This is a genomic window from Candidatus Arsenophonus nilaparvatae (assembly GCF_045346035.1).
GTDB lineage: Bacteria > Pseudomonadota > Gammaproteobacteria > Enterobacterales > Enterobacteriaceae > Arsenophonus > Arsenophonus nilaparvatae.
Genome location: NZ_CP158507.1, coordinates 2,847,254 through 2,867,750, shown reverse-complemented (window position 1 = coordinate 2,867,750; position 20,497 = coordinate 2,847,254). Strand labels below are relative to the sequence as shown.

Genomic DNA, 20,497 nt, shown 5'->3' with positions numbered 1-20,497 from the left:
ATAAAAGAGTGCGGATAATAAAATGTTTTATCAAGAACAGCAGGTTACTTTGGATAAACGTAATCATCAATTGACTAATATAAACGTATGGACATCAGATAGCCAGTGGCTAGTTTTTGATGTACGGCCAAATAGTGCCTCTTTTACTGGGTTAACGATAGAAAAAGTTAATATTAAAACGCGACAACAAAAACAGATCTATGGCGCGAAAAATGGCGCGTATGTTGGTGTTGTTACGGTAAGTAGTGAAAATCCACCCAGATATGCTTTTATTCATGGCCCGGAAAATCCCGATAAAAATTGGCATTACGATTTTCATCATCGTCGAGGTGTAATTGTTAACGATATGGCCCCTAATATTGCAGAAAATATTGAGGCCATGTGTATTACGCCGCCTTTTTTAGCAGGTGCATTGAGAGGAGGCACGCATGTCCATGTCTTTAGTTCAGATAATAGCAGGCTGAGTTTTACCTATAATGATCACGTGATGCATGAGTGTGATCCGGCGCTTGATTTGCGCAATATTGCGATTGCCATCCCTTATCATGTTATTAATGTAGGCATTGAGGGTCATAAAAAACATCACCGTGAATATAATGGCCATTATTATTGTGTTGTGATCAGTGAAACAACGCCTGTACCAACACCAGGTAGTAATGAAATTAGCCGTGCTTATGAAGAGGGTTGGATCGGTCGAAATGGGTATGAGAGAGCGAATGGTGAAAAGCAACGTTGGGCGATTGCATTTATAGGTGATACCTGCTCTCTAGATGGCAAAATAGTGGCCGAAATTTTTATTGTCGATTTGCCCGAAGCTGCTGAAAAGTATGCCATTGCAGGAGTTAATCCAATACAGGGTACAGAAACCGCTATGCCTGCACCACCAAAAGGGATTAAACAACGCCGCTTAACCTATACCCATGAACACAATTACCCGGGGGTGGTTAATCAACCGCGCCATTGGCTGCGATCTTCGCCTGATGGCAGTAAAATTGGTTTTTTAATGAAAGATGATAAGGGGATTGTTCAGTTTTGGTTAGTTTCTCCGGTTAGTGGGGTAATGCAACAAATTAGCAAGTCTGCATGGCATATTCAGTCAGCGTTTAGCTGGGATAGCGAAGGTCGGTATGTGGCGTTTATTTGTGATAATAGCGTGATGTTATGTGAAATTCCTTGCGGCAAACTGATTCGTTTGACTGATCGCAGTGATTTGCCGCCATTAGGTGATGCAGTGGTTATTTCCCCGGATGACAGCTATGTTGCTTATCTGCGTAATATTGCTGGCTATCAGCAAATTTTTATTGTGGCTACTGGGATTGTTTGATTTATATAGATGCAATTTTAAGTTTCAATTGAATAATATTTTACTGCTGAATGACCGATTCGTTTTATAGCAAAATAGTGCATTGGATTGGGGGTATCCCGCTTTTAATTTTTAATCTGCTGGCTGATATACTGAGGTTTCTGCCAATAAACACAGATGCTGATCAAAGCAGGTAATTTTTTTATTTGTTATAAAGATTATAGTCTTATGCTATACCCCAATACCATCCAACGTTATTGATATCAGAAGTGATAAGTTGCGCTTAACATAATATCATGGGTTTTGACCTTGGTTTTTGAGTTATATTCTGTGTCAAGATAGTTGTTATATACTTCAGCTTGGCCGGCATCCAGATATTTGTAACTAAGATCAAATGAAAAATCTTTATTAACCATGTATTTGATCCCTGCTCCCACGCTCCAGGCAAAGTTGTTAGTGGCATGGGAGCGTGTCCATAAGGTAGTTGTTTGAGACCCTATACTTAAGAGTGGGGAGGTTTTTTGGCTTATATAAGCATAACCTAGTCCGGCAGAAATATAAGGTATGAAATCAGATGAATTTTTAAAATCATAATAAGCATTAAGCATTAAGCATTAAGCATTAAGCATTAAGCATTAAGCATTAAGCATTAAGCATTAAGCATTAAGCATTAAGCATTAAGCATTAATGTGTTTAATTTTATTTGGTTTTTAACTGTGCTTTTTAAAGAACCAATAGTAGGAACTTCATGAAATTTTGTATAGCTATAATCAGTATTTGCTCGACTAGTAAAGTCTAGTTCGGTTCTAATTGGAATATTGAAATTATCAAAAAAATCATATCCCAAAGAGAGACCAATTCCAAACACCGCAGTTCTGTGGTTATCCCCTTTTAGTTTTTCATTAAGATTGGTTGATGGGTTAGAAACTGGGAAAAATTGCCCAGACATTTGCATAATCGATGCGCCCATTTTACCAGTGATATACAAACCAGATTTGCTTTCATTTGCTAATAACGTTGAAGGGATTAAACAGGTGGTTAATAAAATTAATAGTGTTTTTTTCATATTTTATTTCTCTAAAATTAATAAAATTTTATTTATATAGTGGGTATGATTTATATATTAGATGAATCATTTGAAATAAGCAGAAAAATTGACAGTAAAATAATGATTTTTTTAATATAATTAATTTAATAAACTAAATTTGAGTTATGATTGTTAAATACAATAATCGATATCATGTATTTATAAATAATATCAAAGGATTACCATAATTAATTGAATAAAAAATAGACAGAAAATGATGTTATTCAGGTGATTTATTTGCTGGTGGTTTGATAAGTGATATCTGTAGCTTGATAGTTTTCCCAATCTTGAACGCGTTCTTTTGGCGACGGTTGCGGTGCAATATTATCTGCCTGGAAATAATCATAGGGTAGTAAAACCGTGTCAAGCAGCGCAGAAAAAGGTAAGTCAATCATGGCAAGGGGTTTTATCACCCAGCCGGTATCGCTATCTTTTAGTATTCGGGTATCAGCTTTGGTGCCTGAATAGTAACCTTGATGGGGGCCGACATGGGTCATAATACTTGAACAGCCACATAACAATATCAGGCAGCCAACCATATTCAAACTAATGCTACAAATAACGAGGATTAATCGTTTCATTAAAGGTATAAGCCTAGCTTCTCCAAGCGAGTATGAATTTTAATGATAAACATTAATGTTAAAAATACCAGTTTATTAATAGAAATAAAATTTTTTAACAATTATTTTCTGTCGTATGTCCTAAATATGGCACAATTAATGGAAAATTGGTCACATAAAATTCTTATTTACTGTTGGAATGGGCAATTTGTTTAAATAGAATTATTGATTAACGATTTCTTTATTTCTGCGGAGTTAGTTCAACCTCTTTTTAAATAGCATAAAATAGGCCAGCAAAGAATAATCATCGGTAGTTGTAATTTCATTAACGGGTAAACAAGTGGGTAATAATAAATGTTGAGCGCATTTTAATTTTTCTGCATAAATTATTCCGCAAATAGTCTTTTTATCTATTTTTTAAAGCATTTTTCCAGGTTTGAACATGAGATAGCACCCGTATTAAGTCAATAGTCAACTTTAATACCTTTTATTCTGTCAATTGTTATAGCTGGATTATTCGTAAAGTGATTAGGTTTTATAGTTTTCATTAAATTAACCAGCAATAGTTTGGTATATTGGTGAAAATATCGCTTTATTGCTTAATTAAAAGAATACTTAATATGTTGTAATAATTGCGGTGTTAAAGAGCTCGGGATGTAGATCATTTCATTAGCAATATGTTTGAATATGATCCCGTTAACTTTACAATTCAAAGTCCTCGTTATTATTTTATCACCTCTTATCTTGTATATGATAAGAGGTTTTTTTATGTATAGAATTTTATTGCTTAATATATTTAATAAAGTTTATTGAATTTATGCTATTGATAGGCAATTTCAATTTCATCAGCTAAAATCGCAATCCCTTGTTCAATTTTTTCTAGTGGTAGAATATAGTTCATTCGCATACATTGATGCGAATGATGCCAGTGTTCATTAAGCCCAGGGAAAAAATAATCGCCGGGCACCATTAATACACCGCGTTTTTTAAGACGTGTGTAAAGTGTTTGACTGTCAATTGGTAAATCTTTAAACCAAAGCCATAGAAATATCGCACCTTCTGGTTTATGGATCAGGCAGCGGCTTTCTGGTATATAACGGCGAATAATTTTTACCGTTTCAGTAACGCGTTGTTGATAAAAAGGTTTTATTACTGTTTGTGAAAGTTTCAATAGATCATTACGTTTAAGGATCGCTAACATTAATGCTGGGCCTATACTACCTGGGGATAAGCTAATGATGCCATTCATGTTACTGATCGCGTTGATAATCGATTCGTTGGCAATAATAATACCGCAGCGACAGCCAGGTAATCCTAATTTGGATAGGCTCATAGATAGAATAATATTTTCATTCCAGATAGGTGTGGCTTGATTAAAAATAATACCTGGAAAGGGAATACCATAAGCACTGTCAATCAAAAGCGGAATAGCATACTGTTTGGCTAAAGCATCTAATTGCATAATTTCTGCATCGGTAATGACATTTCCAGTCGGATTGGTGGGTCTGGAAACGCAAATTACACCGATATCATCGGTTATTTTTAACGATTCAAAATTAATCCGATATTTAAATTGACCATTAGGCAGGATGTCAATTAGCGGTTTATTAGCAACAAAAATATCATCATCAAGTCCAGTATCGGCATAACCAACATATTCTGGTGTTAAAGGGAAAAGAACTTTACGTTTTATTCCTTGTTCACAACAGCCGGCGAGGATATTAAATAGATAAAAAAAAGCGCTCTGACTGCCATTAGTCAATGCGATATTTTTAGCACTAATATTCCAGCCTACTTGCTCATTTAACGTATTTGCTAATGCTTCCAGTAAGGCATCTTTTCCTTGTGGGCCATCGTAGTTGCATAATGCTTCATTGAGCTGACCATTTTTAGCCATTTCTATCAATAATTGCTGAAAATATTGATCCATTTCAGGAATGTGTGCTGGATTACCGCCACCGAGCATAATAACGTCAGGTTTGCGTAAACCTTCATTTAGATCTTTCATTAACAGAGAGATACTGGATGAACTGGAAAATTTTTTACCAAATTGTGAATGTATCATATTTTTCTTTATCAGCTTTGCAGGTGACTATTAAATAAATAGCAACAATATTCTGCTATTATCGCTAGAATGATGGCTGGATTAGCAAATTAGTTAGACGATATTATAATTCTTTTATATTTTTGTGATTATAAATTTATCATAATGATATTTTTATTACTCGTTTTTTTTCTGTCGACAAATACAATCGCTCAAATGGTCATTTACCATACCGATTGCTTGCATAAAGGCGTAACAGATGGTGCTACCAACAAATTTAAAGCCACGTTTTTTTAAAGCAACCGAAAGATGATCAGAAATATTGGTATGAGTAGGTATTTCACTCTGATGTTGCCAATGGTTGATTTGTGTTTTTCCATCGACAAATTGCCAGACAAATTGGCTAAAATCTTCACCTGCTTGGATCATGGCTAAGTAAGCTTGAGCATTGGTAATGATAGCATTAATTTTCAGGCGATTACGCACAATACAGAGTTCTTGCATTAAACGATCAACATCTTGTTGCGTCATTTTGGCAATTTTAGTTGGATTAAAATGGTAGAAACAGTCACGATAGCCAACACGTTTTTTCAAAATAGTATACCAAGAGAGACCGGCTTGTTGACCTTCAAGGCAAAGCATTTCGAATAATTTCTGACTATTTTTTTCTGCTTTTCCCCACTCTTGATCATGATAGGTAATATATTCCTCATCGCTAGTGACCCAATGGCAACGTCGTGGCGTCATTTTTTCATTACTCCTATTGTGAGCTATCGGTCTATTATCGGATATTAATAAATTGATGATAGGGATTTTAATCAGTATTGCTATTACTTGCCAGGACAATAATATCGATAAATTTTCTTCAAAATAGGCGCTAATATTAAATAGGCAATGTATTTTGATTGCTAAAAAAAGATACTTTAATTAATTGAAAAAAGAGGGAAATTATAATTTATGCTAGGTTTTATAAATTTGGCAATAAATTATTCAAACGAGTCTATTAATGCCTTTTTATTATGATTATTTTTATTTTATTCGTTATTAAAAGAGAATTGGTTTTGTAACTTGAGTGTTAAAGTTAATCCTAAATTAGTTAGTTATCTTTTTCATAAAGACATATTTTAATATAAGAAATCAACAAATTTATTTTATTAACAAAAGGTTATAAAAAACATATTGCTTTAGAAATTATTAATCAATGATTTTTAATCAAGATTATTTAATTTATTTTTAGCTATTTTAGTTTCTAATAAATGTAATTTGAGCCTGTTTTGCTAAAAACATTTTTTTAAATTGCCATTCAATAACTGCCATTGCTCCTTGTGCTTGCAGTTTATTTTTAACTGTAAGCCAAAAATTGGCATTGTCGGTATAAATAATAATTTTATGGGCGTTAGCGAGTGCATAATAATAAACAGGAGATGCTTGTTCAGCGGTGGTAGGAAAAAATGTCGAATATTGCCATTTTTGGCTACTATTAGAAGACGCCTTGAGCTGCTGAATATGACTAATGTTTAACAGGGCTGAATGGTTAAACTCACGACTTTTTTTATCAAGCTCAATCAATGTTGATTGTGGCTGTGAAGTGCAGCTGGTTAGAGTTAATAATGTCAGCATTAAAAATAATATTTTCATGTTAATTACATCTGTTTTTGCAACTTTAATTTAACGGATTTTTTCATATCGAATCGTTTTACTGCAATATTTTATTCGACGCTGATGAGCAAAAATTTGTTATATCAAAAAGTTATGTTAATTATTTTAATAGAAAATAAGTGAGTAAATATCATATCTTATTATGATAGTATTTGAAAGTGAGTGTTTTTTGAAAAATGAGTTAGTTAAGCTGAACGAGCCATTATTGAGTATTAATAACAATAAGGCATAGTGTGAATTTATTAAGCAATAAAGCCAAATAAACATTAACCTTTTGACTCCTTTCAATGTCAGGAAATACTAAATAATTAACGACTGAGTCTGAGTATAATAATTGGCTATATTGGCGGTTTTTATTATTCCATGCAGTAAGTATTAAAAGTTGCAAAGCTTTGATTTGGATGTGATTTGCAAATTAACCAACTGATAAAATTAATTTTTTACTTAAAAACAGTGTTTCTTATATTAATATCAATCTTATTACATTATTTTGTTGATATATATTAGAGTTTTTCATGATTAAAAATTATCTAACTAAAAAAACTTCACAATATTATCAATAAGGAAATGGCTCTGCTTGATTCCAATAAAAGCGGGAATGAGGATATAAGAAATGCTAAACAATTTTATGATCCTATGAAGTAAGTCAACAGATATTATATTCTACAATAGCGAATAATAACCTTTGTTTACAGTTTAAAAATGGTGAAATAGTTTATCCATTTTGTGGTCGAGTTTAACGGTGTTCCTGGCGAAATCGTTATATCTTATAACAATAGAGACCATTTTCATTATATCAGTATCAATGCTGATGATGATTTAAAGCCAGATTTTGTCATTAAAGTTGCAGCTAACATTGTAACGGCCCATGATTTTATCTTATAAATAACCTTGCGCGGTCATATGAATATGGCAGAAAAAGCATTGCAGTAAGTCAAATTGAAAATATCTTTTTTGCTGATAACTGTTGAATTAATTTTCGATGTTAGTGATTAACTAGTGATGAGGCTAATCAATCAGCTAACTTAAAATTACTAAAGATTTATCAGGCTGTTTTCATGTAAAACAACATCAATGTGTAATCAGTGCTGCATATCTGTTCGCCAAAGGGTATACTGAATCACTTTTTTAAATCACAATCTATCTATCGCGCGAATCTAACATGCAAAAGTTTGATACCAAAACCTTTCAGGGATTGATCCTAACATTACAGGATTACTGGGCGCGTCAAGGCTGCACCATTGTTCAACCATTGGATATGGAAGTTGGTGCAGGGACGTCCCATCCGATGACTTGCTTGCGGGCACTAGGCCCGGAGCCAATCGCTGCTGCTTATGTGCAACCATCTCGTCGGCCAACTGATGGACGTTATGGTGAAAATCCTAATCGTCTTCAGCACTATTATCAATTTCAAGTCATTATTAAGCCTTCACCGGATAATATTCAAGAGTTATATCTTGGTTCATTAAAAGCATTAGGGGTAGATCCCTCTGTTCATGATATCCGTTTTGTTGAAGATAACTGGGAAAACCCAACTTTGGGAGCCTGGGGACTTGGTTGGGAGGTTTGGCTAAATGGGATGGAAGTCACCCAATTTACCTATTTTCAGCAAGTCGGAGGCTTGGAGTGTAAACCGGTTACCGGTGAGATCACCTACGGCCTTGAGCGCTTGGCTATGTATATTCAAGCGGTTGACAGTGTGTATGAGCTAGTCTGGTCTGATGGCCCGTTAGGCAAAACAACCTATGGTGATATTTATCATCAAAATGAAGTTGAGCAGTCGGCTTATAATTTTGAGTATGCTAATGTTGATTTTCTTTTCAAATGTTTTGAAGAATATGAAAAAGAAGCACAATATTTATTGTCACTAGAAACGCCACTGCCTTTACCCGCTTATGAACGAATTTTAAAAGCTGCCCATACGTTTAATTTATTGGATGCACGTAAAGCTATTTCAGTCACTGAGCGGCAACGTTATATTTTACGTATTCGTACCTTAACCAAAGGGGTTGCAGCAGCTTATTATGCTGCTCGTGAAGCATTAGGTTTTCCAATCTGTAAAAATAAGAATTAAGAGGCTGTCATTATGCAACAGACTTTCCTGGTGGAAATCGGCACAGAAGAGTTACCGCCGAAGGCTCTTCGTTCATTAGCTGGATCATTTGCGGCAAATTTTAAACATCAATTAGAACAGGCTGAACTGCAGTATGGTGAAGTGCTTTGGTATGCCTCTCCCCGTCGTTTAGCACTAAAAATCACCGATTTGGCCGCACATCAAGCTGATCGTGAAGTTGAGAAACGCGGCCCGGCAATTAGTCAGGCTTTTGATGCGACAGGTAAAGCGACGAAGGCCGCTGAAGGTTGGGCTCGTGGCTGTGGCATCACCGTTGAGCAGGCAGAACGTTTGGTCACCGATAAGGGGGAGTGGTTATTTTATCGTGCGACCAGTAAAGGCCGTGCCGCAAAAGAATTACTTGTTGATATGGTGGCGAATGCATTGAATCAGTTACCGATCCCAAAACTGATGCGCTGGGGAGACAAGGCAACACAATTTGTCCGGCCTGTTCATACCTTAATCATGTTATTGGGTGATCAGCTGCTCGAAGGTGAAGTATTGGGTATTCCGAGCGATCGCGTGATCCGTGGCCATCGATTTATGGGAGAAGCTGAACTGACTATTGATTCAGCGGAACAATACCCTGCGATCTTACGTGAACGTGGTAAAGTTATTGCTGATTATGAAGAGCGTAAGTCCTTAATCAAGCATGAGGCGAATAAGGTAGCACAGCAATTAGGCGGTACTGTTGAATTGTCCGATAGTTTACTCGAAGAAGTAACATCATTGGTTGAGTGGCCGGTGGTATTAACCGCAAAATTTGAGCAGAAATTTTTGTCTGTACCAACGGAAGCGTTAGTTCATACCATGAAAGGCGATCAAAAATACTTCCCAGTTTATGATCAGATTGGTAATTTGATGGCTAATTTTATTTTTGTTGCCAATATTGAATCTTCTGAGCCACAGCAAATCATTGCTGGTAATGAAAAGGTGATCCGTCCACGTTTGGCAGATGCTGAATTTTTCTTTAAAACCGATTGTAAAAAGCGTTTAGAAGAATATTTACCCCGACTGGAAACAGTTTTATTCCAAAAACAGCTTGGTACATTGCGTGATAAAACCGATCGTTTAGAAGTGTTAGCCGGTTGGATCGCAGCTAAAATTGGTGCCGATGTCAATCATGCTACTCGTGCCGGTCTGTTATCCAAATGTGATTTGATGACCAATATGGTGTTCGAATTTACCGACACACAAGGTGTTATGGGGATGTATTACGCCCGTCGGGATGGTGAAGCGGAAGATGTGGCGGTGGCAATCAAGGAGCAGTATCAACCCCGTTTTGCTGGTGATCAGTTACCTTCTAATCATATCGCGGTTGCGTTGGCGCTGGCCGATAAAATGGACACTCTGGTAGGTATTTTTGGTATTGGCCAACCGCCTAAGGGCGATAAAGATCCCTTTGCCTTACGTCGTGCGGCCCTTGGTGTGTTACGTATTATTGTTGAAAAGGGTTTCGATCTGGATTTATTAGCATTAACACAGCAGACGGCCCAGTTGTATGCTAATAAGCTAACCAATAAAAATGTTGTCGATGATGTTGTTGAGTTTATGCTGGGGCGTTTTCGTGCCTGGTATCAAGAGCAAGGTTACCGCATTGATACTATCCAGGCTGTTTTAGCTCGTCGGCCAACTAAACCGGCAGATTTTGATGCTCGTGTGAAAGCTGTTACCCATTTTCGGACTTTGCCAGCGGCAGAAGCACTGGCGGCGGCTAATAAACGGGTTGCCAATATTCTGAATAAGTCAGATGAAAAATTGAATGACAATGTTGCCGCCACAGTGTTAAAAGCACCCGAAGAGGTCACCTTAGCGGCTCATCTGGTTGTTTTACAAGATAAGCTGGCACCATTATTGGCTGACGGACAATATCAAAGCGCATTAACTGAATTGGCTTCACTGCGTGAGGTTATCGATGCTTTCTTTGATAATGTAATGGTGATGGATAGCGATCAAATGGTCAGGCTCAATCGTCTGACCTTGCTAAGTCAGTTGCGTGATTTATTTTTACAGGTAGCTGATATCTCTTTATTGCAATAATCTATTCAGCGATTAAAAATCCCTTGGATTAATCTTCAAGGGATTTTATTTATAATTAACATTTTTATTTCTGTTATTACCTATATTGGGACCTGTTATTGTAGGTAATCACCAATAACCATACTTGCTATGATTACTGATTTGGTACAATTTATTGTGCAGTGAAAACTTGTTCCCAAGCAGCAGGAAGTTGGTTTGTGTTGTCTTTAATGATATTTAAAGTACCATATTGATAGCGTGTTGCCTTACCAATTGGGAAAACTGTTGGCTTATCATTTTTTTGAGCGCCAATAGCGATTTGTCCCTCATCAACAAAGCTAGCTTTATTAATTAAAGTGATCTCTAATTTAACCGCAGCATCGTGATTTGCGTTATCAACATTGCTGATATCATATGCAGTTATCGTTCCCTCCTCATTATTTTTAAATTGGCTATTTACCAACTGATATTTTTGGTTTTTAGCGATCAATTGATCATTATTTTCAATAGCTGTATCTAGTGCGGTTATTTTAACAGAGTCATCACCTTGAATAGTTTTATTGTTTATGAGGTGTGAATATAATAAGTGGTAATCATGATGGTTAGCGATTATCTTGTCTTCATTGAAAATTACGAAATCTTGGCCATTGATGGCTAAAGACACTTTACTTTTAATTACGCCAAAATTTATAAAATCAGTGTTAATAAATGTGTAATTTTGATTATTTGCAATCAATTCCTTTTGGTTAAAAATATTGCCATTTACACTAGAAATATTCATAATTCCACTACTATTAATAACACCCTGATTATCTAATTTACCAGAACTAATATGAAGATAACTATCATTGGCATTAATTGTTGAATTAGCGTCAATAGTTAGCTTAATTTTTCTTGAATTATATTCTTGGTTATATTGAGTAATATTAATATATTTTGGATTATCGACATCTTCTAATCTATTTTTACCAGCAATCAACGAAATATCATTGACATTTAATTGACTGGATTGCAGGTTGATTGATCTGGCAAAAACACGGCTGATTGCAGCGTCAGTAAATTTCTCTGATATAACATTTTTGAAACGAATTTGCCCGCGTTTTGTATCATAGGTAAATTTATCCGTCATTTGGCCATTGTCAAGCATATTACTTATTTTCGCTGTGGTTAATGTAAGCCTACCCATGTTAGTAACGCTACAATCGTTACAATCGTTACAATCGATACTACAGGGATTGGCAATGATAAAATGCGGTTTACTGTCACCAAGTACATTGATATTACCACTGATGCGGGTTTTATCATTTGAAATGATTTCATTGAGAATGATTTTGGCTGGATTTTCCGTGGCATTATTAATATCAATCCCTGGTTTAGCAACATTAAATTTTTCATATTTATTATGAGATATTCCATTGCTATCCGTTGGCATAATCTCAATGACCGGACGCTTTTCAATCGTATTAATATTAATCTTTTTATCCAGGCTGACAATATTGGTCTGCTGCTGAACTGCTCCTGACGCGCCTAAAACATAATTAGAAATTCCCATTCCAATAAATAATGATAATAGGGATAGTTTATATTTAGAGCTTATTGATTGATTCATTTTATTTCCTTATAAAATATAATTATAAATTAAAATATGATGTTTTCTTTAATAGCAAAATTTGATATTTTTTCTATTTCATAATGAAAATTACAAATAGCATTAATTTTTTATTATCTCAATTAGAATATTTTTTATTCTTAGGTTATTGATATCAATAAACAGTAGATATTTTATTTTTTTGGCAAAATAAAACACTCATGTTATTAATAACATGAGTGTTTTTAAAAAAGTCATCATTAAAGTTTATAAATTATTTTTTTATCCTTACTAATAATAGTTTTATATTGATTAGCAAAACGAATATATTTATCACATAACATTTTCAGAGAAATCGAGTTCAACACTATTATTAGAGTTTCGTTTGTGAGGTAATACAAAGCTAAAATCAACAAATCGACTAGATTTTAGCTCGGTTAAATCATACTTTGCTGAAGTTAAAATAAACTGATTATTAATATAGGCGTTGTTTCCTTTTATGGTCATTTTTTCGCTATAATCGATTATGCCGCTATTATAAAATTGTCCATTCTTTATTTCATAAATACCATTTTTACTTTTTATTTCAGCTTGATTGTTAATGTTGCTGTTATCAGCAAATATTTCTATTAACTCGGTATTTTTTATCTTACCGCTATTATTAAATTTTCCATTTCTAATAAGAAAATGGCTATTTTTAGCTTTTATTTTAGATTGATTGTCAATATTTGCATTTATACCGGTAATAACTAACATTTCAATATTATTTATGGTGCCGTTATTATAAAATTTTCCATTGATTATTTCATAATGACTATTTTGGTTACTGGCAAGTGTGCCTGCATTATTAAAGATACCATTTTTTATTTTAAAATAACTATGTTTGCTATTTATTGCTGAATGACGATCGATAGTTAATCTTGCATTTCTGGATAGTCTGCTATTTTGCAAGTTATTATCAGTAATATGAACAGCTTTGGTCGCGCTAAGCTTGGTCATGGGGCTAACACTATTGTTGATAACATTATTATCATCAACTGCAATGGTAATATTATTGACATATAACTGGCTGGATTCTAGTTTAACCGATCTTGCCAATAATTGTATTTTATTAGCATCGGTAAAATTTTCTTGTTTGATATTTTTAAAATGAATATGTTTCTCTCTCATATTATCAATTAGTTGGTTAGAAGGCTTATTTTCCTCAAATGGGGAAGTGATTAAGCTGACCGTATTAGCATTGGTCATACTACAGCGATTACTACAATTAATCCCATTAGGATTAGCAATAATTAAATGAGGTTTATTATTACCTAAAATAGTAATATTACCATTGATATTGGATTTTTCTGCTGAAATCACTTCGCTAATAATAAGGTTAGCGGGGTTGTTAGTGGCATTATTAATTTTAATGCCATGTTCATTGACATTAAATTTTTCATATATATTGTGAGAAATTTTAAACTGTCCTTTAGAAACTGTTGGTAATATATTAATTGTTAATGATTTATTGGTGGATTTTAAATTAATTTCTTTATTATAACTGATAATCTCAGTGGGTTGTTTTAATGATACAGAATTATTATTTATCAAAGATAATTCAGACGCAAATATATTGCCAGAAAATGATATTGTCAGCGCTAATAAATTTAATTTATGATTATTGTTTTTTGATAAATACATATTATATCCTTATAAAATAAATGATTTTCTATCTATTAATTTTTTATTAATTTATTTTAACTTTTTTTAAAAAACAATTAATTTTTTTAAAACTTACTTATTTTTTGTAAAATTTATATTATATTTAATCTGTTATTAATGTTATTTAACCACATGCATTGATGTAAATTATAATCTACAGCTGTTTTCTATTTATTTTTTATTAAAAAATAAATTGTTACTGTTTTTATCATCGAGATAGTAAATATTAATTAAAAAATTATTGACGACTTTATCATGTCGCAGTAAGATGCACACCGTTTTCGGCGAGTAGCGCAGCCTGGTAGCGCAACTGGTTTGGGACCAGTGGGTCGGAGGTTCGAATCCTCTCTCGCCGACCAAGTTCCCTAATCCTGTTTTTAGCAAAGCTTTTCATCTCCACCTCATTAATCATACCTACTTATTCTATAATTTAATTTGTTATTAGCCTGAATACTTTAAAATAGAGTCTTAATGTATTTTTTCTGAATTTATTCAATAAGTGTGATAATTAATTTTGTGCTTCTGGTTTTTTATTTAATAAAGAATAAAATAGTTGCTAATTTTGATATATTTATTCTTATAAAAAATTTAATTTTATTTTTTTGTTATCTATCAGTGAAAGGAATTCACGCTCTTAATTCATAGCAAAGGAATGCTGATGAAAAAATATCTATTTTTCTTATTATTGGCTATTTATGGTCACGATTATGTGCAAGCTGGTGTTGTCGAAGACGCAAAGCAAGAGATAGCTCAGCAGCAACCGGTTTCTATTCCAATTAACTCTCAACAAATTAATAAAAATCAAACTTATCCCATTGAATCTCATTGCTTAAATATCAAATTTGTTTTTTTAAATGGTCAGGAATTATTTGCTAAATCATTACAGAAAAAATTATCTGTATTATCAGATAATATTATTGGTCAATGTTTAGGTGATAAAGGATTGAATATTTTTCTCGCCGGAGTAAATCAAATATTCATCGATGCCGGCTATTTGACGACCAAAGTTTTGCTGCCAGAACAAAGTTTCATGTATGGTATTTTACGTATTGAACTGATCCCAGGCCTTATTTCTGATATTCGTTACGAAGATACCGGTAAAAGTCACTACTCTCTGCGTACTGCTTTTCCACAATCAACCATTCTTAATGTTCGGGACATTGAGCAAGGATTAGAAAATCTACAGAATTCGCCTTCAACCCAACCAAAAATCACTGTTGATGATGATCCTAACTTAGCCAATAGTAGTATCATAACTATTAATCGACAAAAAAAGCGCGCTATTCGTGGCCGACTTTCTTTTGATAATAGTGGCCTGAAAGATCATGCCAATTTAATGATTGATAATGTGTTAATGCTTGATAATCCTACCTTATTAAATGATTTCTTCTATTTTTATATCAGTCGTGATTTAGATACCGACCATAGTCGTGGGATTAAAGTCGCGGCATTCTTTTACTCATTACCTTTTCGTAACTGGCGGTTTGATTTATCAGGTAATTATCAAGATTTCTATTCCTGGGATGGTATTAAAACACCAGCCGGTAATTTATATAAAAGCAGCCGTTCTAAATCATTATCTGCGCAAGGTCAATACCTGATTAAGCGACGTTATGATAGTAAAACTTACTTTAATTTTGGGACTAGCATTGTGACCAATAATGGCTACATTGGTGACCAAGAAATTGGTGTTTATAAGCGTAGGGCAACTTATTGGAATATTGGTTTGAAGCATCAACACTATTTACCGCGTGCTGAACTCAATCTGGCAATGGAGTATAAGCAAGGCACTAATTGGTTTGCCGCCATGCCTTCGCCGGCAAAGGAGTTAAAACGACCACAAATTTTTCAATTTTCGGCTGCTATTAATCGACCCTGGCAAATCAACCAGCAGTTTTTTCTTTATGAGGGAATGGCAGCGATTCAGTTAAGTCGTTCTCAACTGGATGGATTTTTAGACGTTGATAGCATTGGTGGCAAAAATAGCGTGCGTGGCGCAATGTTAACTAATTCTTTGTCCGGCTCCCATAGTTTACTTATCAAAAATGAACTTAGTTGGTATACACCATTGCCTGGCCATGTGCTCTATGCAACCTTAGATTACGGTTCAGTTTCGGGAGATCGAGCTCGTTTTTGGCGTGATGATTACTTAATTGGTACATCGATAGGCTTAAAAGGCGGTTATAAGCAATTAAGCTACAGTACTTATGTTGGTTTTCCGCTATTAAATTCGTCAGATCGTAAACACGATCATATGGTTTCTGGTTTTCGAGTTAGCCTCAGTTATTAATCATTTATCAGGTATCCAGTTTGAGGATACCTGCCTGATATCCATTTTTCTATTTTATTCTTTTTTGTTGCTGAATAATTTTGTCTTTTGCTAGCAGATATTTTAATAATTAGCCAATAATTGGTTAATTATTGATCAAGTAAGCGTTCAGATGAAAATAGTTGTTAATGTCTATTTAAGTTATTTTATTTGGAGTTTACCACTAATAAATTATAAATTTATTATTTTTTATCCTATTTTTATGAATTATAGGTTTTATATTCGTTTCTTTTTTGTCTAAAAAAACAGCAATAAAAGTATTGACGTGAGCGGTAACAATTGATTTATTGTTTAACGTCCGTGATAAAAATATAACTAAATTACAATATCAGTAGCACTATTTAGTAAATTGCTTAAAAAATATAATAAAGTGACAACAGGGGAAGCATAATATGAAGTTTTTTATGAAAAATGCAGGGGTTTTATCTATTAGTATCAGTTTGATTACTCTAGTTATTTCTACTGATTTGCAAGCAAAAACCTTGGTTTATTGTTCAGAAGGCTCACCAGAAGGATTTAATCCACAATTATTTGCGTCAGGAACAACTTATGATGCTAGTTCTATTCCACTTTATAATCGACTGGTGGAGTTTCAATTGGGTACCACAGAGATAAAACCGGCATTAGCTGAACGGTGGCAAGTTAGTGATGATGGAAAAGTTTATACTTTCTATTTGCGCAAAGGGGTTAAATGGCATACCAGCAAAAACTTCAAACCAAGCCGTGAATTCAATGCTGATGATGTCATTTATACTTTTATGCGGCAAAAAGATGCATCTCATCCCTATCACAAAGTTTCAGGCGGCAGCTATGAATATTTTATTGGTATGGATTTGGATAAAATCATCGATAAGATAGAAAAAATTGATGATCATACTGTACGTTTTGTTCTTACCCGCCCTGAAGCACCCTTTTTAGCCGATATGGCAATGGATTTTGCTTCTATTTTATCGGCAGAATATGCCGAACAGATGATGAAAAAAGGTAAGCCGGAGCAGGTTGATCTTGAGCCGATTGGTACCGGCCCATTTCAGTTAATTCAATATCAGAAAGATTCGCGCATTCTTTATAAGGCCAATCGTGATTATTGGGGAACTAAGCCTAAAATTGCTCGTTTAGTGTTCTCGATTACCCCAGATGCAGCAGTACGCTATGCTAAGTTACAGAAAAATGAATGCCAGGTTATGGCATTCCCAAATCCAGCTGATCTTGAACGCATGAGGCAAAATAAACAAATCGTATTGATGGAACAACCGGGTCTCAATGTTGGCTATCTGGCCTTTAATACTGAGAAAAAGCCATTAGATAATGTAAAGGTTCGTCAGGCACTGACCATGGCGGTTAATAAAGATGCCATTATTGCGGCGGTTTACCAAGGCGCAGGCCAGAAAGCGAAAACGCTTATCCCATCAACCATGTGGGGGTATAACCAGGCGATTAAAGATCACCCTTATGATCCACAGAAAGCAAAAGCACTATTGAAAGAGGCAGGTATTGCCGAAGGTTCTACTATCGATATTTGGGCAATGCCAGTACAGCGACCCTATAACCCTAATGCCCGGCGCATGGCGGAGATGATCCAAGCTGATTGGCAAAAAGTGGGTATTAAAGCCAACATTGTTAGCTATGAATGGGGCGAATACCTTAAACGTGCCAAGAATGGCGAGCCTCAAACAGTGATGATCGGTTGGACGGGAGATAATGGTGATCCCGATAACTTTTTCGCTACCTTATTTAGCTGTGCAGCTAAAGCACAAAGTATCAATTACTCCAAATGGTGTAATAAAGATTTTGAGGCTCTCATTCAGCCAGCACGTGTGACATTTGATCATAATAAACGTATTGAATTGTATCGGCAGGCTCAGGTTGTTATGCATGAGCAAGTGCCTGCTTTGATTATCGCTCACTCAACAGTATATAAGCCTATTCGTAAAGAAGTGACAGGTTTTGTGGTTGATCCACTAGGCAAACATCACTTTGAAGTTGTTGATATTAAAGAATAAATTCTATCTTACTAAGTTGATTGTTAATTAATTACTCTATCGGGTTTACTGATAGAGTAATCATTGGCTTTACTAACTTGCCGGTCGAATGAAATCAAACAACTTAAGTATATTCGTCAGCATTTAACAGAGAAATCATCGAATGTGGCAATTTATATTTCGGCGTTTGGGTATTGTCATCCCTACGTTTATCGGTATTACCATACTGACTTTTGCATTTATCCATATGATCCCAGGTGATCCAGTCACAATTATGGCAGGTGAACGCGGTTTAAGTCCCGAGCGTCATGCACAGATGATCGCACAATTAGGGCTGGATCAACCGTTGTGGCAACAATATTTAAATTATATTCATGATGTATTACGAGGCGATCTGGGCATCTCCTTAAAAAGTCGGTTGCCTGTATGGCAAGAATTTTGGCCACGTTTTATGGCAACTTTAGAGTTGGGTATTTGTGCCATGATATTTGCGATTACGATAGGGATACCTGTGGGCGTATTAGCGGCTGTCAAGCGTGGTTCTGTTTTTGATCATACCGCCATTGGGGTGTCATTAACCGGCTATTCGATGCCTATTTTTTGGTGGGGGATCATGCTCATTATGCTGGTTTCTGTACATTGGGATCTAACGCCTGTTTCAGGCCGCGTCAGTGACAGCGTTTTTCTGGATGATGGCTATCCACTAACCGGATTTATGTTAATTGATACTTTGCTATGGGGGGAAACTGGCGATTTTATTGATGCGGTTAAGCATTTAATTTTACCCGCTATTGTTTTAGGCACGATACCCTTAGCTGTGATCGTGCGGATGACACGCTCTTCAATGCTGGAAGTATTGGGTGAAGATTATATTCGAACCGCGCGGGCAAAGGGGTTAAGCCGAAGACGAGTAATTTTGATCCACGCGTTGCGTAATGCTTTACTGTCGGTTGTGACAGTGATTGGTTTGCAGGTTGGTACGTTATTAGCCGGGGCTATCTTGACGGAAACTATTTTTTCTTGGCCCGGTTTAGGGCGTTGGTTAATCGAAGGGTTGCAACGTCGTGATTATCCGGTGGTTCAAGGTGGGGTTTTGCTGATCGCAACTTTGATTATATTGGTTAATCTGCTAATTGATCTGTTATATGGCATCGTTGATCCACGAATTCGGCATAAAAAATAAGGAAGGCAAATATGTCTCAACTAATTGAACAACAAATAGACAAGATGCCGGCGCCATTAACACCGTTGCAAGAATTTTGGCATTACTTTAGTCGTAATAAAGGGGCGGTTATTGGCATGGGGTATATTATCCTCATGGTTGTTATTGCTTTATTAGCTGATCTACTTGCTCCTCATTCACCTAATGAGCAATTTCGTCAATTTCTATTGATGCCACCGGTTTGGCAAGAAGGCGGCAATTGGCAATTTATTTTAGGGACTGATGACGTAGGGCGAGATTTGTTATCAAGGCTAATGCATGGTGCACGCTTATCGCTACTTGTCGGTGGTTTAGTCGTCATCCTTTCCCTGATTATGGGTGTCTCGTTTGGCTTATTTGCCGGTTATATTGGTGGTTTGGTTGATATAGCTATCATGCGGGTTGTCGATATTATGTTGGCTTTACCCAGTTTATTACTGGCCTTAGTATTAGTGGCGGTTTTTGGCCCTTCAATTGTTAATGCTTCATTGGCACTGGCTTTTGTTGCTTTACCACACTATGTGCGATTGACACGTGCGGCAGTATTATTAGAAATCAATCGCGAATATGTAACGGCTTCACAAGTGGTTGGCGCCAGCGCATTACGTCAAATGTTTATTAATATTCTACCTAATTGTTTTGCACCTTTAATTGTGCAGGCTTCTTTGGGTTTTTCCAATGCTATTTTAGATATGGCCGCGCTAGGGTTTTTAGGTATGGGAGCTCAGCCTCCAACCCCGGAATGGGGCACTATGTTATCGGATGTTTTGCAGTTTACGCAAAGTGCGTGGTGGGTCGTAACATTTCCTGGTTTAGTCATTTTGTTAACAGTATTAGCATTTAATCTGATGGGCGACGGTTTGCGCGATGCCTTCGATCCTAAACTCAAGCAATAATGAGGTGATCTA

At 35.4% G+C, this 20,497-nt stretch carries 16 protein-coding genes and 1 tRNA gene; 9 read left to right on the top strand and 8 right to left on the bottom strand.

Annotation, left to right across the window (positions count from 1 at the left end; genetic code table 11):
* Positions 1 to 22 precede the first annotated feature (22 nt).
* Complete coding sequence (locus WH390_RS13415) at positions 23 to 1,324, top strand: DUF3748 domain-containing protein (protein WP_032116053.1); 1,302 nt, start codon at positions 23 to 25, stop codon at positions 1,322 to 1,324.
* A gap of 242 nt (positions 1,325 to 1,566) precedes the next feature.
* Here WH390_RS13415 and WH390_RS13410 read toward each other — a convergent pair whose 3' ends face one another.
* The 6 genes from WH390_RS13410 to WH390_RS13385 all read right to left on the bottom strand — a co-directional run bounded on the left by WH390_RS13410 (position 1,567) and on the right by WH390_RS13385 (position 6,632).
* On the bottom strand, positions 1,567 to 1,911 hold the full coding sequence (locus WH390_RS13410; protein ID WP_052044926.1) for an outer membrane protein: 345 nt from the start codon (positions 1,909 to 1,911) through the stop codon (positions 1,567 to 1,569).
* Between the two features lie 62 nt (positions 1,912 to 1,973).
* Positions 1,974 to 2,369 carry a hypothetical protein gene (locus WH390_RS13405; protein ID WP_052044927.1) on the bottom strand — a complete coding sequence of 132 codons (396 nt, stop codon included), beginning with the start codon at positions 2,367 to 2,369 and terminating at the stop codon, positions 1,974 to 1,976.
* A 254-nt stretch (positions 2,370 to 2,623) separates the two neighbouring features.
* The gene (locus WH390_RS13400; RefSeq protein ID WP_032116054.1) at positions 2,624 to 2,971 is read right to left on the bottom strand and encodes a YceK/YidQ family lipoprotein; all 348 of its coding nucleotides are present in this window, start codon (positions 2,969 to 2,971) and stop codon (positions 2,624 to 2,626) included.
* A gap of 799 nt (positions 2,972 to 3,770) precedes the next feature.
* Complete coding sequence (locus WH390_RS13395; protein WP_032116055.1) at positions 3,771 to 5,015, bottom strand: valine--pyruvate transaminase; 1,245 nt, start codon at positions 5,013 to 5,015, stop codon at positions 3,771 to 3,773.
* A 156-nt stretch (positions 5,016 to 5,171) separates the two neighbouring features.
* On the bottom strand, positions 5,172 to 5,741 hold the full coding sequence (locus WH390_RS13390) for a DNA-3-methyladenine glycosylase I (protein WP_032116056.1): 570 nt from the start codon (positions 5,739 to 5,741) through the stop codon (positions 5,172 to 5,174).
* A gap of 495 nt (positions 5,742 to 6,236) precedes the next feature.
* Positions 6,237 to 6,632 carry a hypothetical protein gene (locus WH390_RS13385; RefSeq protein ID WP_032116057.1) on the bottom strand — a complete coding sequence of 132 codons (396 nt, stop codon included), beginning with the start codon at positions 6,630 to 6,632 and terminating at the stop codon, positions 6,237 to 6,239.
* A 747-nt stretch (positions 6,633 to 7,379) separates the two neighbouring features.
* Between WH390_RS13385 and WH390_RS13380 the strand changes: the two genes are divergently transcribed.
* From WH390_RS13380 to glyS, 3 genes are all read left to right on the top strand, one after another.
* On the top strand, positions 7,380 to 7,538 hold the full coding sequence (locus WH390_RS13380; protein WP_187290962.1) for a M10 family metallopeptidase C-terminal domain-containing protein: 159 nt from the start codon (positions 7,380 to 7,382) through the stop codon (positions 7,536 to 7,538).
* Between the two features lie 277 nt (positions 7,539 to 7,815).
* Positions 7,816 to 8,727 carry a glycine--tRNA ligase subunit alpha gene (gene glyQ, locus WH390_RS13375; protein ID WP_032116058.1) on the top strand — a complete coding sequence of 304 codons (912 nt, stop codon included), beginning with the start codon at positions 7,816 to 7,818 and terminating at the stop codon, positions 8,725 to 8,727.
* A 9-nt stretch (positions 8,728 to 8,736) separates the two neighbouring features.
* A complete protein-coding gene (gene glyS, locus WH390_RS13370; protein WP_032116059.1) occupies positions 8,737 to 10,806 on the top strand; it encodes a glycine--tRNA ligase subunit beta in 2,070 nt (689 codons plus the stop codon).
* Between the two features lie 151 nt (positions 10,807 to 10,957).
* Here glyS and WH390_RS13365 read toward each other — a convergent pair whose 3' ends face one another.
* Together WH390_RS13365 and WH390_RS13360 are read right to left on the bottom strand one after the other, a co-directional pair.
* Positions 10,958 to 12,394: a filamentous hemagglutinin N-terminal domain-containing protein gene (locus WH390_RS13365; RefSeq protein WP_032116060.1), complete on the bottom strand. Its 1,437-nt coding sequence runs from the start codon at positions 12,392 to 12,394 to the stop codon at positions 10,958 to 10,960.
* A gap of 312 nt (positions 12,395 to 12,706) precedes the next feature.
* Positions 12,707 to 14,056, bottom strand: coding sequence for a filamentous hemagglutinin N-terminal domain-containing protein (locus tag WH390_RS13360; protein ID WP_032116061.1), 1,350 nt, complete (start codon positions 14,054 to 14,056; stop codon positions 12,707 to 12,709).
* Between the two features lie 303 nt (positions 14,057 to 14,359).
* Here WH390_RS13360 and WH390_RS13355 point away from each other — a divergent pair.
* From WH390_RS13355 to dppC, 5 genes are all read left to right on the top strand, one after another.
* Positions 14,360 to 14,436 (top strand) — tRNA-Pro (locus tag WH390_RS13355).
* Between the two features lie 299 nt (positions 14,437 to 14,735).
* Positions 14,736 to 16,367 carry a ShlB/FhaC/HecB family hemolysin secretion/activation protein gene (locus WH390_RS13350; protein ID WP_032116062.1) on the top strand — a complete coding sequence of 544 codons (1,632 nt, stop codon included), beginning with the start codon at positions 14,736 to 14,738 and terminating at the stop codon, positions 16,365 to 16,367.
* A 443-nt stretch (positions 16,368 to 16,810) separates the two neighbouring features.
* Complete coding sequence (gene dppA, locus WH390_RS13345) at positions 16,811 to 18,409, top strand: dipeptide ABC transporter periplasmic-binding protein DppA (RefSeq protein WP_406850729.1); 1,599 nt, start codon at positions 16,811 to 16,813, stop codon at positions 18,407 to 18,409.
* 142 nt (positions 18,410 to 18,551) lie between these two features.
* Positions 18,552 to 19,571, top strand: a complete 1,020-nt coding sequence (dppB, locus tag WH390_RS13340; RefSeq protein WP_032116064.1) for a dipeptide ABC transporter permease DppB — start codon at positions 18,552 to 18,554, stop codon at positions 19,569 to 19,571.
* 11 nt (positions 19,572 to 19,582) lie between these two features.
* Positions 19,583 to 20,485: a dipeptide ABC transporter permease DppC gene (dppC, locus tag WH390_RS13335; RefSeq protein ID WP_032116065.1), complete on the top strand. Its 903-nt coding sequence runs from the start codon at positions 19,583 to 19,585 to the stop codon at positions 20,483 to 20,485.
* The last annotated feature ends 12 nt before the right edge of the window (positions 20,486 to 20,497 follow it).

What these genes read in the sequence shown, in the direction of transcription:
- WH390_RS13415 (WP_032116053.1), top strand. Translation starts at nt 23, where the DNA reads ATGTTTTATCAAGAACAGCAGGTTACTTTGGATAAACGTAATCATCAA.
- WH390_RS13410 (WP_052044926.1), bottom strand. Translation starts at nt 1,911, where the DNA reads ATGCTTAATGCTTATTATGATTTTAAAAATTCATCTGATTTCATACCT.
- WH390_RS13405 (WP_052044927.1), bottom strand. Translation starts at nt 2,369, where the DNA reads ATGAAAAAAACACTATTAATTTTATTAACCACCTGTTTAATCCCTTCA.
- WH390_RS13400 (WP_032116054.1), bottom strand. Translation starts at nt 2,971, where the DNA reads ATGAAACGATTAATCCTCGTTATTTGTAGCATTAGTTTGAATATGGTT.
- WH390_RS13395 (WP_032116055.1), bottom strand. Translation starts at nt 5,015, where the DNA reads ATGATACATTCACAATTTGGTAAAAAATTTTCCAGTTCATCCAGTATC.
- WH390_RS13390 (WP_032116056.1), bottom strand. Translation starts at nt 5,741, where the DNA reads ATGACGCCACGACGTTGCCATTGGGTCACTAGCGATGAGGAATATATT.
- WH390_RS13385 (WP_032116057.1), bottom strand. Translation starts at nt 6,632, where the DNA reads ATGAAAATATTATTTTTAATGCTGACATTATTAACTCTAACCAGCTGC.
- glyQ (WP_032116058.1), top strand. Translation starts at nt 7,816, where the DNA reads ATGCAAAAGTTTGATACCAAAACCTTTCAGGGATTGATCCTAACATTA.
- WH390_RS13365 (WP_032116060.1), bottom strand. Translation starts at nt 12,394, where the DNA reads ATGAATCAATCAATAAGCTCTAAATATAAACTATCCCTATTATCATTA.
- WH390_RS13360 (WP_032116061.1), bottom strand. Translation starts at nt 14,056, where the DNA reads ATGTATTTATCAAAAAACAATAATCATAAATTAAATTTATTAGCGCTG.
- WH390_RS13350 (WP_032116062.1), top strand. Translation starts at nt 14,736, where the DNA reads ATGAAAAAATATCTATTTTTCTTATTATTGGCTATTTATGGTCACGAT.
- dppA (WP_406850729.1), top strand. Translation starts at nt 16,811, where the DNA reads ATGAAAAATGCAGGGGTTTTATCTATTAGTATCAGTTTGATTACTCTA.
- dppB (WP_032116064.1), top strand. Translation starts at nt 18,552, where the DNA reads ATGTGGCAATTTATATTTCGGCGTTTGGGTATTGTCATCCCTACGTTT.
- dppC (WP_032116065.1), top strand. Translation starts at nt 19,583, where the DNA reads ATGTCTCAACTAATTGAACAACAAATAGACAAGATGCCGGCGCCATTA.